Here is a 13,202-nt window from a genome sequence, read left to right as displayed (position 1 = left end):
GGCGTTGGTCTCGATCACGGGCCTCACCGGTTCCGGCATCCTCGCCCTGGCGCTGCTGCACAAGCTGATGACGCCGGATGAGGTTTGGACTGCGGCCCATATCGACGAAGATCATCAGGTCCGGCTTTGGGGCGAGGACGAGGAAGCCATGGAGCGCCGGGCTAAGCGCCGCGTCGAGTTCGACATTGCGGTGGCCGTCGTTCACCCGGTCAATGCAGGCTAAGCAGCCACTCCGCCGTTTGCGGTGAGATTTCACGCAGCGGCTCGAGCACGAAGTCGCGTTCGTGCGCGAAACGATGCGGCAAGGTGAGCTTTGCCGTATCCATCTCCAGCCGCTCGTAGGCAATGAGGTCGATGTCGATCAGGCGCGGGCCCCAGACTTCGTGCCGGACGCGGCCCATGTCGCGCTCGATATCGAGGCAGGCATGCAGCAGGTCGATCGGCGGCAAGTCGGTCTCGATCTCGGCGGCCATGTTGGCGAAGTCGGGCTGATCGGTCTTGCCCCAGGCCTTGGTGCGGATGATTGCAGACTGCGACACGACCTCAATATGCTCGTGATCCGCAAGCAGACCCATCGCCTCCGCCAGCTGCGCGGGTGGATCGCCGATATTGGCGCCAAGGCTGAGCCAGGCACGCGCCATCAGGCGGGCCGAACGCGGTGCAGTTCGATTGCTGCTTCGCCGCGCACCATGGCGATGGGCGCCTCGGGCTTGCGGACCCGAACGATGACCCAGTCGATATCGTCGAAGGCGGCAAAAAGCGCGTCGACGATGTTTTGTGCCACGGCCTCGATCAGATGCATGCGCCGCGTCTCGAAAGCGGTCTTTACCGTGTCGTATATCGCCGCATAGCTGACGGTCGAGCCGATGGCATCGGTCTGCGCCGGGCCGGAAAGATCGACGCCGCATTGCAGGTCGATGAAGAAGCGCTGGCCCAGCGATTTTTCTTCCGAGAACAGGCCGTGATAACCATAGAAGCCAAGGTCGCTGAGGATGATGCGGTCGCCGCTGAAGGGGGTCATGCTTGGCCTTCCCGTTTGGGCGGACCATACAGCGTTGCCTGCGCGACGCGAAGGGCATCGGCATTGGCTTTGACATCATGCACGCGAAAGATGTGCCCGCCGCGTTCGTAGCCCTGGACGGTCGTGGCGATGGTGCCAGGCAGGCGATCGGCCGGCTCGTTGTCGAGTAGCTTGCCGATCATCGACTTGCGCGAGGTGCCGACAAGCAAGGCGTGTTCGGGGAAAGCCTGAGTCAGATCAGCCAGTTGTCGCAGGATGCTGTAGTTTTGAGTCAGGGTTTTGGTGAAGCCAAACCCCGGGTCTAAAACGAGCGACGGCACACCGGCAGCGTCTGCGATTTCGATAGTCCGGCGGAACCACGACACCATGGCGGGCAGGGGCTCGGTCGCTGCCGTCCAGCTCTTGTCCCAGTGCATCGCGATGACCGGCGCCCCGCACACGGCGGCGATCTCTGCCATTTCGGGCGCACCCTGCAGGCCGGTGACGTCATTGATGATGTCGGCGCCCGCTTCGATGGCCTGATGCGCAACCAGCGGTTTCATGGTGTCGATCGAGATCGGGGCCGCAATGTCTGCGGCGCGGATGGCGTCGATCACTGGCAGAACCCGGTCTAGCTCCTCCTGCACGCCGACAGGTTCGGCACCCGGGCGCGTACTCTCCCCGCCAATGTCGAGAATATCGGCACCTTCCGCTAGCATGAGCCGAGCATGCGCAACGGCTGCCGCCAAATGGTCGTGTTGGCCGCCGTCCGAAAAACTATCGGGCGTGACATTAAGTATTCCCATGACGAGGGCACGGGCCCCCAGCGTCAGCGGTGGGCGGCGTCGCAGGGGGATGGTGTGGCTTGTGTGCATGAGCGGTTCAGGCGTGCTGGCGGCTTTCCAGCACACTCTTGATCAGAAGCGTCGCAACGGCAATCAGCGTCAGCGTCGAGGCGGCAGCAAAGGCGCCGGTAACGTTGAAGTCGTTGAACAGGAGATTGATCTGGAGCGGCAGGGTATTGGTCTGGCCGCGAATGGTGCCGGAGACCACCGAGACAGCGCCAAATTCGCCCATTACCCGCGCATTGGTTAGCACGGCGCCATAGACCAGCGCCCAGCGGATATTGGGCAGCGTTACCAGCCAGAACATCTGCCAGCCATTTGCGCCCAGTGACAGCGCGGCTTCCTCGTCCTCGGTGCCCTGCTGGCTCATCAGCGGGATGAGTTCGCGGGCGGCAAAGGGTGCGGTTACGAAGAGGCTGACCAGGATAATGGCCAGCGGCGTGAACATCACCTGGATGCCGGCAGTTTGTAGCGCCGGACCGAACAGGCCCTGCGCGCCGTAGAGGAAGAGGTATGTGACACCGGCGACGATCGGGCTCATCGCGGCCGGCAGCTCGATTGCTGAAATCAGCAACTGGCGGCCGCGGAAGCGGAAGCGCGTCACCAGCCAGGCCAGCGCCGCTCCGACGGCAATGTTGATGGGCACAACGACGATGGCAGTCAGCACGGTTAGCCAGATGGCGTGGAGCGTGTTGCGTTCGAATATGTTGGCGAAATAGACCGCTGCACCCTCGCGAAAGGCGAAAGCAAAGATCAGCGCGATCGGCACTGCGAGGACGAGTGCTGCGAAGACGAAGGCAAGGCCGATGAGGACGATTTCGCCGGCTGGGTGCGCGGGCTTTGCCATCACGCCGCCCTTTCCACATAGCGCGTTTGCCAGGCCGCCAGCGCATTGGTGGCGATCAGCGTGAGCAGCGCGACCAGCAGCAGCACGAAGGCCAGGGCTGCGGCGGCCTCGTAGTTGTATTCGTCGAGACGGATGAAGATCAGCAGCGAGACGATCTCGGTCAGGCCAGGCAGGTTACCGGCGATGAAGACGACGGCGCCGAATTCGCCGAGCGAGCGGGCGAAGGAAAGCACGCAGCCGCCAATGAATGCGGGAAGGATGGTGGGCCAGATGATGCGGGTAAAAATCTGCCAGCGCGTCGCGCCCAGCGTGCGCGCCGCGGCTTCCAGCGCTTCATCCACCTCTTCAAGCACCGGCTGCACGGCTCGGACGACAAAAGGGATCGAGGTGAAGGTCATCGCCGCGATGATACCGGCCTGAGTATAGTTGACCTTGATGCCGTTGGGTTCGAGCCACTGCCCGTACCAGCCGGTATTGGCGAAGAGCGTGACCAGCACGAGCCCCGCCACGGCGGTGGGAAGGGCGAAGGGGAAGTCGATCAGCGCATCGAGAAAGCGGCGGCCAGGGAAGCGGTAGCGGGTCAGCACCCAGGCAAAGAGCAGGCCGACGACGCCATTGATCACGGTCGCGATCAGGGCGGAACTGAAGGTGATGCGATATGCAGCCAAGGCGCGGTTGGAGCTGATGATGCGCCAGAACTCTTCCCAGCCCATGCCGGCGATTTTCAGTAGCATGGCGGCGATGGGCAGGAGAATGATGAGCGTAATGTAGAACAGCGAGACGCCCATGGTCAGGCCGAAACCGGGAAGCAGGTGTTTGCTGCGGGCCATTGTTGAAGCGTCCTACCGGCTTGATGCCTAGATCTAGCGCCTCCCACCCCTTGAGGAGGAGGGGAATGAGGGTGGGGTGGGGCCACGCACGCTGCACCGCGTCCGTGGCCCCACCCCACCCAGCTTCTATTTTGGCCTGGCGGCCTCGTTTCGCTACCCTCGCCTCAAAGGGAGGGAGCGCACACTGATAGTTCCTGCGCTTACTGGTTGATGAAGACCTTGTCGAGAAGGCCACCATCGGCGAAGTGCTCGCTGGCGACCTGGTCCCAGCCGCCGAATTCGTCTTCGACGGTGACGAGGCGGATTTCGGGGAAGGTTTCGGCGTGCGCAGCAGCGACGGTCTCTTCTTGCACGCGGTGGAAGTTCTGCGCTGCGACTTCCTGGCCTTCCGGCGTGAAGAGGAAGTCGAGATAGGCCTTGGCAACATCACGGCTGCCGCGGGCGTCGACGACCTTATCGACAATGGCGACCGGGAATTCGGAGAGGAAGCTGACCGAAGGGGTGACCGGCTGGTATTGGTCGTCGCCCAGGAGCTTGGTGACGGCCAGCGTTTCGGCTTCGAAGGTCACCAGCACGTCGCCGAGCTGGCGCTCGGTGAAGGCGGTGGTAGCAGCACGGCCGCCGGTCTCGAAGACCGGGACATTGCTGAAGAGCTTGGTGAGGTAGGCTTCGACCTGCGCTTCGTCGCCGGCATATTCCTCATTCGCCCAGGCGCGGGCGGCGAGATAGGTATAGCGGCCATTGCCCGAGGTTTTCGGGTTCGGGAAGATTACCTGCACGCCTTCGGAGGCCAGATCACCCCAGTCATTGATGTTCTTGGGGTTACCGACGCGGACCAGGAAGGACGGGAATGAGTAGAACGGCGCGGCATTGTTGGGAAATTCGGTCTGCCAGTCGTCGGACACGAAGCCGCCTTCGACCAGGCGCTCGACGTCGGTCACCTGGTTGAAGGTCACGACATCGGCCTGGAGCCCTTCGAGGATGGCGCGGGCCTGGGCCGAGGAGCCGGCATGGGACTGGTTGACGGTGACGGTCGCGCCCGACGCGGTGTAGGCGGCGTTTTCGGCGTCGAACAGCTCGCGCGCGATATCGTAGGAGGCGTTGAGAATGTCGGTTGGCTGCGCCACTACCGGCGTTGCGGCAAGAGCGAGTGCGGCGAAGGCCGGGACGAAGAGCTTGTTCATGGTGACGCTGGTCCATCGGAGGAGTCGAGTTGTCGACGTTGATGCGATGGGCGAGGTCGAGCGTAAAGCGCTAAAAGCCTGCACTGGATGAGTAATTTACCGGCACAATGAGCGCTGGAAAGACGTACTGTTCAAGGCGCCGATGACGCCAACTTCTTCCGGCGGGAGTTCCGGCCGCCGTGAAGCGGCCGGGTCGTCTTGCTTACCGGCGCACCGCGCGGGCAATGGCGATGATGATGCAGGCGCCAATGAAACCTGCAATCAGGTAGCCCAGCCAGCCGCCGAAATTGACCCCCAGGAGGCCAAACAGAAGGCTGGCGAGAATGGCGCCAACAATGCCGAGCAGGATGTTCATCAGAACACCGCCGCCGGACTTCATGAACATGCTGGCAAGCCAACCGGCGACACCGCCGATAATGATTGCGGCCAGCCAACCTACACCGTCAAAACCCATTTTCGTTCCCTCCTCGGAAATTGAGTCTTCCGACAAGGGGAGCGTGGCACAGATTGGTGAAAAGGCAAGCTGGGTCGCTATTTGAGGCGGCGGTTCTAGCGACCGAGCGGCATGCGGAAAGTGAAGCGGGTCTGTTCCTCGTCGGAGTGCACCTCCAGCATACCGCCATGAGCCTTGGCGATCTGGCTGGCAATGTAGAGGCCGAGGCCGAGACCTTGCATGCTGGGCCGCACTTCGCCGCGATAGAAGGGCTGGAACAGGCGCTTCATGGCTTCGGGCGAGATCGGGTCGCCGCCATTGCTGATGGTGAGCTCGAAATCGTCGGCCGCAGTCGTCGCCGTGACCACGATCGGCGCCGACACGGTGCCATGAGTGATGGCGTTGCCGAGCAGGTTCGAGAACATCTGCGCCATGCGGGCATGATCGACCGCGACCGGCTTGGTGATGTCGAACCGCGTAACGATCTGGCGGTCGGGATGGGCCGCTTTGATTTCGTTGATGACCTGGGCGAGGATGGTTTCGGCCTTGGCATCGGGCGAACGGTCGACATGGATGCCGCCACCCAGTCGTCCACGGGCAAAGTCCAGGACATTGTCGATGAGGCCACTCATGCGCAGCACGCTTTCGCTCATTAGGCGAAGCACGCGCTCGGACTTGGAGTCCGTGACCTGACCGGCGAGGACACGGCGGCCGCCTTCGATCGCGGCCAGCGGGTTGCGCAGGTCGTGGCCCAAAACGGCGATGAATTGCTCGCGCAGTTCGGCGGCATTCTCCGCGTCCAGCAGGCTGGCCTGGCTCGTCGCCAGATCGAAGCGGGAATTGTCGAGATCGGCATTGGCTTGGGTCAGGTCGCTGCGCGACTGGTCCAGCTCGCGCGAGGCGTCGAGGTGAAATGAGATCAGATCGGCAAAAAGCCGGAACATCTCAAGAGCTTCGGAGGGCTTTTTCGGCTTTGGGTCGATGGCGCAAAGCGTGCCGAAAATACTGCCATCCGGCAGGGTGATCGGCACGGCGATGTAGCTCTGCAGACCATAGATCGCTGGCGTGTGGTGGCTTGCGTAAACCGGATCGCTGGCGACTTCATCGATGACGACGGAGCCGCGCAGGTTTTTGACGTCCTGGCACAGGGTCGTCGCGATCGGCAATTCATCGCCGGCTTTCAGGCCGAAATCGATGGTGTCGAGAACGCTGCAAGCGATCCAGCGGTCAGCAGTAACCCGGGCCACCACAAGGAAGCCCATGCCAGTGGCCTTGGCCAAAACCTGCAGGATAACCGGGATAGCCGGGATCCGCTGGATGGCCGCCACGTCGTCAAGAATCTCGTCCAACCTAAGCCCCGAAGCATCGTCCGCGCCACGCTATAGGCGGCGCGGACAAAAGTCACATCACTCCGTGCGCAGCGGCGGAGGTCTGCTTAGTTCAGTGCGGGCGTGGCGAACAGATCGTATTCGTCGTTATCGGTCACCGTGACCGACACGATGTCGCCGATCTTGATGCCGGTGGCATTCGATACGATGACATTGCCGTCGATTTCGGGCGCGTCCCACTTGGAACGGGCAATGACGCGGTTTTCTTCCGGACGGACGTCGTCGACGATGACGTCGATGGTGCGGCCGACCTTCTGCTGCAGGCGGTGGAACGACACGTCCTGCGCCACTTCCATCAACTGGGCGAAGCGCTCGTCCTTGACCTCTTCGGGCACGACGCCGTCGAGTTCATTGGCCGGAGCGCCGGTGACGGGCTCGTATTTGAAGCAGCCGGCGCGATCGATCTCGGCTTCTTCCAGCCAATCGAGCAAGAATTCGAAATCTTCTTCGGTTTCGCCGGGATAGCCGACGATGAAGTTGGAGCGGATGGCGAGATCGGGGCAGATGTCGCGCCACTTCTTGATCCGGTCCAGGGTCTTTTCCTGGTTGGCCGGGCGGCGCATCGACTTCAGCACGTTTGGCGACGCATGCTGGAAGGGAATGTCGAGATAGGGCAGGACTAGGCCCTCGGCCATCAGTTCGATGACCTGGTCGACATGGGGGTAGGGGTAGACATAGTGGAGGCGGGTCCAGGCGCCCATCTGCCCCAGTTCCTTGGCCAGGTCGTAGAACTTGGCCTTGACCTCGCGGCCGCGGTATTTGCTCGTTGCGAACTTGACGTCGACGCCATAGGCGCTGGTGTCCTGCGAGATCACCAGCAGTTCCTTGACGCCGGAGCGGATCAGTCCTTCGGCCTCGCCCAGAATGCCGGCAGCGGGGCGCGAGACAAGATCGCCGCGGATTTGCGGAATGATGCAGAAGGAGCAGCGATTGTTGCAGCCTTCGGAAATCTTGAGATAGGCATAGTGGCGTGGGGTGAGCTTGAGGCCGCTTTCCGGCACGAGGTCGACAAAGCGGTTCGGCACCGGCGGCAGGTGCTGGTGCACGGCCGACACCACGCTCTCGTACTGATGCGGACCGGTAATGGCGAGCACCGAGGGGTGGGTCTCGCGGATCAGGCCTTCCTCGACGCCAAGGCAACCCGTAACGATGACGCGACCGTTCTCGTTAAGCGCTTCGCCGATCGCCTCGAGCGATTCCTGCTTGGCACTGTCGAGGAAACCGCAGGTGTTGACGAGAACGATGTCGGCCCCCGTAGTCGCGGCTGAACGAATAGCCCTGCGAGCGCAGGGTCGTCATGATACGCTCGCTGTCGACCAGCGCCTTGGGGCAGCCGAGGCTGACGAGTCCGATTTTTGGCGCCTGGTTCATGCGCGTACGACGTTCCGAAAATGGGGAAAGGTTGGCGCGTCATACAGAAAGTCTGACGGTTACGCAATGTGACCGTCTCATCAAGGATGGCGGAGCAGACCTTCGCGCAGCGGGAAGCGCAGGCGCTTGAATGTTGCGTTTAGCGAACAGTGCATCCCGATTTTAGCCAATTCCAAGCACTTTGCGGATATCACAGGTTAGTTCAGCGTCGATTCCAGACGCGCATCATGGAGCATTCCTTTGTTCGATCGTCTCTCCGCATACGCGCCGCAGGCCCTCGCCGTGCTGCGCATCGTCGCCGCGCTTCTGTTTATCGAGCATGGCACGCAGAAGCTGTTTGGCTTCCCCGTTCCTGCCATGGGCCCGACCGAGGGCCTGATGCTGGTTGCCGGCATTATCGAGCTGGTGGCAGGTCTCTTGATCTTTATCGGCTTCTTCACCCGTCCGGCTGCCTTCATCGCTTCGGGCATGATGGCCGTCGCTTACTTCATGGTCCACTTCCCGATGAACTTCTGGCCGGTGGGCAATGGCGGCGATGCTGCCGCGCTCTTCTGCTTCGTGTTCCTCTACCTGGTTTTTGCCGGCCCGGGCGCCTGGAGCATCAACAAGAAGTAAGCTTTTTCAGCTCCTCTTGAAAAACGAAGGCCGCCTCATCGGGCGGCCTTTTTGTTTCAGGTGATCGAATTCGGCGGCGTTCGCTTGGCAGTCCGGCGCGGCTTGAAGGTTTCGCCGGGCTGGGTCGAAGGCTCGCGCAGCGTATCGCCGGTCGAATAGGGCACCGGGTCGGTCGCCTCGCTCAGATATTCATCGGCTTCGGCATAGTCGCTCTCGTCGCCCGCCTCGGCCAGATCGCGAATGGCGTCGCGGACTTCATCGAGCAGCGAAGCCGACAGCCGCGTGCGCTGGACGGTGTCGCCCGTCGCTTCATGCGACTTGAACCAGACGAGCAGCGCCTCGCAGAGGATGCGCAGGCCGACAAAGCTCAACAGGCCAAAGACCAGGATTTCGAGAATGCCCCAGAGCCCGTCGCCAAAGCCATAGCCGAAGCGGAAGAAGAAGTGGCTGATGGCCCAAAGGAGGATGCCGGCGAGGCCAAGGGCGTAAAAGATCGGCACCAGTTTGGGCGACAAAATCGCATCGAGCCGGAACAAGGTTTGCCGCGTGAGCAGGCGCTTCAAATCATCCAATGTCATCGCAAGATCCTCGATTCCGACAGGTGTGCAAATTGGGCGGCTCAGGCGCCGATGGCAAGACTGGATCGCGCCCGTTCGGTTGGTCCGAACAGGGCTTCGAAACGGCGGCGCAGCACGGAATCGACTTCGGGCAAGGTCAGCAGCAGGCCGAGATCCTCGAACGAGGTGATGCCCTGGTCGCTGATGCCACAGGGCACGATGCCGTCATAGTGGCTGAGATCGGGTGCGACGTTGATGGCGATGCCGTGGAAGGTGATCCACTTGCGCACCCGGACGCCGATCGCAGCGATCTTGTCCTCGCGGCCAAGACCCTTGTCGGGCCGGGCCACCCAGACGCCGACGCGTCCTTCGCGCCGGCCGGCGGTGATGTTGTGCGCGGCTAGCGTATCGATGACCCATTGCTCGAGACCCTGGACGAGGCAACGGATATCGCGGCCGCGCTGGGTGAGGTCGAGCATCACATAGGCCACGCGCTGGCCGGGGCCGTGATAGGTATATTGCCCGCCCCGGCCGGCCGGATAGACCGGAAAGCGCGGGTTGAGCAGGTCTTCGGGTTGCGCCGACGTGCCAGCAGTATAAAGCGGCGGATGCTCCAACAGCCAAACAGCCTCCGGCGCCTCGCCTGCGGCAATGGCGGCAACGCGCTCGTCCATCATGGCCAGCGCCTGCTCATAGTCGAGGGTCACGTCAAAAATGCGCCACTCGACGACCTTGCCGTCTTCGCGCAACAGTTTGGACCGATTTTGGCACGCTTCGTTCACTGCCGTTAACACTTCCATAACCACGACTGCCCGACTGTGGAGCCCATCGAATCCGCCTTTTGGCACCAAGGCCCAGCCCCTTATCTATGAGCACCCTGGACAATATTGAAGTCGATATCACCGTGGAACTCGGCGCCACCACCATGCCGATCCACCACCTGCTGCGCATGGGCCGCGGCGCGGTGATCGAACTGGACGCCACCGAGCACGATCCGCTGCGCATCTATGCCAACAGCACCCTGATCGCGCAGGGGGAAGTCAATGTCGAAGAGGGGCATTTGAGGGTGGTGGTCACGGAAAAGGTATTGCGGCTCGGCTAAGCTGGAAAGTCACCCCTCCCGAGCGCCGCTAAGGTGCTAGGCACCTAAGCTCTGCTAGCCCTCCCCTCTGAGGGGGAGGGTAGGCTGCACTCTCTTCACAAACTCGGCGCTCACCTTCCCCCTCAGAGGGGAAGGCAAGCGGAGCTTAGCCGCAGGCTTAGCGAAGCTCGGAAGGGGGTGCCTTTCTTCTCTCTCCACAACCTCAGACGATTTCCCGATTTAACCGCTTGAGGTTACGAACGAGCTTTGCTACATCCCCACTCGCTCCGGCGCCTTCGGGTTCCGGCGTTCTACCTGACACGTGCGGTCGTGGCGGAATTGGTAGACGCGCAGCGTTGAGGTCGCTGTATCGCAAGATGTGGAAGTTCGAGTCTTCTCGACCGCACCAGTCACCTGAGTGACGAACAAGAAGCTGCCGCAAGGCGGCTTTTTTGTTGTCTGGCTTTAGGTGGCGCCAGCCTCCTTTACGTCGAGCTTTGGCGATTTAAAGCCCATGGCGATCCAGGCGGCGAGCAGCTTGCCGTAAAAGCCCGCGGTGGTCATGCGCCTGCCGGGAGCGAATCGTCGAGCTTGGTGCCGTCAGGCACGTCAGCTGTTTGCGTGCGAATCTGCATCGCCGGGCGAGTCGCGTCGGGCCAGAGGCTGGCGTAGAGACTGAGCCAATGGCCGCCCTGAAATTCCACGAAGACCGGCGTGTTGCAGCAGGTGGTGACGGTGCGCCGCGTCGGGGCTTTGTCCGAAAGCCGATAGGCGCGGAGCAGGGAGGTGCCGTCTGGGAAGCGGACGCGGTCCTTGCGGTAAAGCACATAGGGCGTGCCGCCATTGGGCGCTTGAATTGGTGTCGTCGTAGGAAGCCGGCCGGCTGCCGTGCGGCAGGAGTTGCAATGGCACTCGGCTGTGATGAAGGGTTCGCCGCTAAGTTCGACGTGGAAGCGGCCACATTGGCAGGCGAGGGTGGTCGTTTGGCGCAAGGTCTTTCCTTTCAGCGATCGTCACTGCGACGAGCGAGGTCGACCCAGTCAGACATCGGCTTGCTTACTTTCGCAGCCGTTCCGGTGCCTTGAATGTCCAGGCGTCTTCGAGCTTGAGCGCCAGTTCCTCGTCGCTGATCTGGTCGAGCCGGACGAGCACCGCGTCGTATCCAACATAATGATCGGTCTCGAAAAAGATCTCGGGCGAGATTTCCATCAACAACACCTTTTGGTCCACCGGGCACTGCAACACGGCCGTCGTGTCGTCCAGCATGCGCACGAAGGCATTTCCGGCGACCTTGAGGGCAGGGGTCGAGTAGCTCGTCGACTGCTCCACCTCCCGCAGCCCCCGCGCCTCGGCGAGCCGTGCTATGCGGGCAAAATGCTGGTCGGCCATGGCCTTCTCCCGATTGGCAAAAAGCGACCGGCCCAGTCTGGCGCATCGGGCGGTGATTGGCTACAGCTTGCTTCGCCCCCGAAACCAATGCGACACGCAAAGGGCTCCCAAATGAGCGACGACTTCGACATGGCGACCGGCCCGGAAGCCGGGATGGACGATGGCGCCTTCCGCACGGCGGAGGGGCGGATTAGCCTGCTTTGGCTCGAGCGCCTGCGTGCTTATCTCGAAGCTGGCCGCGACGAGGACGTCGCGCTGGTCATGGAGCCGCTGCACAGCGCCGATATCGGCGACGTGCTCGAACAGCTCGAGCCTGCCGAGCGCATTGCCCTCGTGGTCATGCTCGGTGATCGCTTCGACTATTCGGCACTGACCGAGGTCGACGAAAGCATTCGCCTCGAGATCATGGAGGCGCTGCCCAACGCCGAAATCGCCCGCGGCGTTGCCGAACTCAGCAATGACGATGCGGTGTTTCTGCTCGAGGATCTCGAGCCGGAAGACCAGCACGAAATTTTGTCGGCACTGCCGACTTTCGAGCGGCTGAAGCTCAAGCGCAGCCTCGATTTTCCCGAGGATTCCGCCGGGCGGCGGATGCAGACCGATTTCATTGCCATCCCCCATTCTGGACGGTGGGACAGACGATCGACTACCTTCGGGCCGAACAGGATCTGCCTGAGGAATTCTACCAGATCTACGTGGTGGACGCCGGCTACAAGGTCCTGGGAACGCTGCCGCTCGACAAGTTCCTGCGCACGCCGCGCTCGGTCAAGATCGACACGATCATGAACACCACCTTCGTCCTGGTGAAGGCCGAAGAAGACCAGGAAGAAGCCGCGCGCAGCTTTGAGCGCTACGACTTGGTGGAAGTGGGCGTGGTCGATGAGAGCGGCCGTCTGGTGGGCGTGCTCACCATCGACGACATCGTCGACGTGATCCAGGAAGAAGCCGAAGAAGACATCCGCCTCATGGCGGGCGTGGGCGACGAAGACGTGTCCGACACCACGGTTGACACCGTGAAAAGCCGCGCGCCGTGGCTGGCGGTCAATCTGGTCACCGCCGTGCTCGTTTCCTACGTGATCGGGCTCTTCAACGCCACGATCGAGCAGATGGTAGCGCTGGCGGTCCTGATGCCGATCGTGGCCTCCATGGGCGGCAATGCCGGGGCGCAGACCATGACCGTGACGGTGCGCGCACTGGCCACCCGCGAAATCGAAGGCGGTCGCGTGCGGCGCCTGATCCGCCGCGAAATGGTTGTGGGCATTTTCAACGGCGCCATTTTCGCGATCCTGATCGGGCTGATCACCTGGCTGCGGTTCACCAATGCTGGCCTTGGCGTGGTGATCGGAATGGCCATGGTCATCAACATGATCGTGGCCGGGACCTTCGGCATTTTGATCCCGCTGACGCTCGACAAGCTCAAGGCAGACCCGGCGATCGCCTCGGCCGTGTTCGTCACCACCGTCACCGACGTCGTCGGTTTCTTTGCCTTCCTCGGCATTGCAGGCCTTTGGTTCGGCCTGTTCTAGCCGAGTTTTCCACCGTTACGGGTGTTGCAGATTGGGCGCTTGCTTCCTAATTGACCTCTCGTTAACGTTTTGGAACCGGTCAGCCTCGTTGCGGATTTCTAGGCTGATCGAGTGGCTGCAAGGAGCGAGCGATGCG

At 62.1% G+C, this 13,202-nt stretch carries 15 protein-coding genes, 1 tRNA gene and 2 pseudogenes; 5 read left to right on the top strand and 13 right to left on the bottom strand.

Annotated features, from left to right (window positions below; genetic code table 11):
* Positions 1-4: 4 nt before the first annotated feature.
* Positions 5-223 (top strand): ATP12 family chaperone protein, encoded by a 219-nt coding sequence (locus tag G5575_RS08805; RefSeq protein ID WP_164534007.1) that lies wholly within the window; start codon positions 5-7, stop codon positions 221-223.
* Here the strand turns inward: G5575_RS08805 and folK are convergent.
* The 9 genes and pseudogenes from folK to rimO form a co-directional block, all read right to left on the bottom strand.
* Entirely contained in the window at positions 210-641 is a 432-nt protein-coding gene (gene folK / locus G5575_RS08800) for a 2-amino-4-hydroxy-6-hydroxymethyldihydropteridine diphosphokinase (RefSeq protein ID WP_164534006.1), read from the bottom strand. The two genes, G5575_RS08805 and folK, sit on opposite strands and share 14 nt — an antisense overlap.
* The gene (folB, locus tag G5575_RS08795) at positions 641-1,021 is read right to left on the bottom strand and encodes a dihydroneopterin aldolase (protein WP_164534005.1); all 381 of its coding nucleotides are present in this window, start codon (positions 1,019-1,021) and stop codon (positions 641-643) included. The genes folK and folB overlap by 1 nt, the downstream gene beginning before the upstream one ends.
* Complete coding sequence (gene folP / locus G5575_RS08790) at positions 1,018-1,875, bottom strand: dihydropteroate synthase (RefSeq protein ID WP_164534004.1); 858 nt, start codon at positions 1,873-1,875, stop codon at positions 1,018-1,020. Before folP ends, folB begins: the two co-directional genes overlap by 4 nt.
* 7 nt (positions 1,876-1,882) lie before the next feature.
* Positions 1,883-2,692, bottom strand: coding sequence for a sulfate ABC transporter permease subunit CysW (cysW, locus tag G5575_RS08785; RefSeq protein WP_164534003.1), 810 nt, complete (start codon positions 2,690-2,692; stop codon positions 1,883-1,885).
* Entirely contained in the window at positions 2,692-3,522 is an 831-nt protein-coding gene (gene cysT / locus G5575_RS08780) for a sulfate ABC transporter permease subunit CysT (protein WP_164534002.1), read from the bottom strand. The genes cysW and cysT overlap by 1 nt, the downstream gene beginning before the upstream one ends.
* A 200-nt stretch (positions 3,523-3,722) precedes the next feature.
* Positions 3,723-4,706, bottom strand: coding sequence for a sulfate ABC transporter substrate-binding protein (locus G5575_RS08775; RefSeq protein ID WP_164534001.1), 984 nt, complete (start codon positions 4,704-4,706; stop codon positions 3,723-3,725).
* 202 nt (positions 4,707-4,908) lie between these two features.
* Positions 4,909-5,160 carry a GlsB/YeaQ/YmgE family stress response membrane protein gene (locus tag G5575_RS08770; RefSeq protein ID WP_164534000.1) on the bottom strand — a complete coding sequence of 84 codons (252 nt, stop codon included), beginning with the start codon at positions 5,158-5,160 and terminating at the stop codon, positions 4,909-4,911.
* A gap of 95 nt (positions 5,161-5,255) precedes the next feature.
* The gene (locus tag G5575_RS08765) at positions 5,256-6,488 is read right to left on the bottom strand and encodes a GAF domain-containing sensor histidine kinase (protein ID WP_164533999.1); all 1,233 of its coding nucleotides are present in this window, start codon (positions 6,486-6,488) and stop codon (positions 5,256-5,258) included.
* Positions 6,489-6,574: 86 nt separating this feature from the next.
* A pseudogene (gene rimO, locus G5575_RS08760) lies at positions 6,575-7,898 on the bottom strand (30S ribosomal protein S12 methylthiotransferase RimO).
* A 234-nt stretch (positions 7,899-8,132) separates the two neighbouring features.
* Between rimO and G5575_RS08755 the strand changes: the two are divergent.
* On the top strand, positions 8,133-8,513 hold the full coding sequence (locus tag G5575_RS08755; protein WP_164534727.1) for a DoxX family protein: 381 nt from the start codon (positions 8,133-8,135) through the stop codon (positions 8,511-8,513).
* Positions 8,514-8,569: 56 nt separating this feature from the next.
* Here G5575_RS08755 and G5575_RS08750 read toward each other — a convergent pair whose 3' ends face one another.
* Positions 8,570-9,091: a DUF4282 domain-containing protein gene (locus G5575_RS08750; RefSeq protein WP_164533998.1), complete on the bottom strand. Its 522-nt coding sequence runs from the start codon at positions 9,089-9,091 to the stop codon at positions 8,570-8,572.
* Between the two features lie 41 nt (positions 9,092-9,132).
* Positions 9,133-9,852 (bottom strand): lipoyl(octanoyl) transferase LipB, encoded by a 720-nt coding sequence (gene lipB, locus G5575_RS08745; RefSeq protein ID WP_328765941.1) that lies wholly within the window; start codon positions 9,850-9,852, stop codon positions 9,133-9,135.
* An 86-nt stretch (positions 9,853-9,938) separates the two neighbouring features.
* On the opposite strand from lipB, the gene G5575_RS08740 reads away from it, so the two are divergent.
* Both G5575_RS08740 and G5575_RS08735 read left to right on the top strand, forming a co-directional pair.
* On the top strand, positions 9,939-10,172 hold the full coding sequence (locus G5575_RS08740; RefSeq protein ID WP_164533996.1) for a FliM/FliN family flagellar motor switch protein: 234 nt from the start codon (positions 9,939-9,941) through the stop codon (positions 10,170-10,172).
* 303 nt (positions 10,173-10,475) lie between these two features.
* Positions 10,476-10,560 (top strand) — tRNA-Leu (locus G5575_RS08735).
* Positions 10,561-10,711: 151 nt separating this feature from the next.
* Here G5575_RS08735 and G5575_RS08730 read toward each other — a convergent pair.
* Both G5575_RS08730 and G5575_RS08725 read right to left on the bottom strand, forming a co-directional pair.
* Positions 10,712-11,143: a GFA family protein gene (locus G5575_RS08730; protein WP_235935894.1), complete on the bottom strand. Its 432-nt coding sequence runs from the start codon at positions 11,141-11,143 to the stop codon at positions 10,712-10,714.
* A 64-nt stretch (positions 11,144-11,207) separates the two neighbouring features.
* Entirely contained in the window at positions 11,208-11,540 is a 333-nt protein-coding gene (locus tag G5575_RS08725) for an MmcQ/YjbR family DNA-binding protein (RefSeq protein WP_164533995.1), read from the bottom strand.
* Between the two features lie 111 nt (positions 11,541-11,651).
* On the opposite strand from G5575_RS08725, the pseudogene mgtE reads away from it, so the two are divergent.
* A pseudogene (mgtE, locus tag G5575_RS08720) lies at positions 11,652-13,066 on the top strand (magnesium transporter).
* Positions 13,067-13,202: the final 136 nt, after the last annotated feature.

The sequence above is a fragment of the Devosia aurantiaca genome, from assembly GCF_011058215.1.
In the GTDB taxonomy this organism is placed as follows: Bacteria; Pseudomonadota; Alphaproteobacteria; order Rhizobiales; family Devosiaceae; genus Devosia; species Devosia aurantiaca.
The sequence above is the reverse complement of the archived record's forward strand: the minus strand, read 5'-3'. Positions and strand labels throughout refer to the sequence as shown.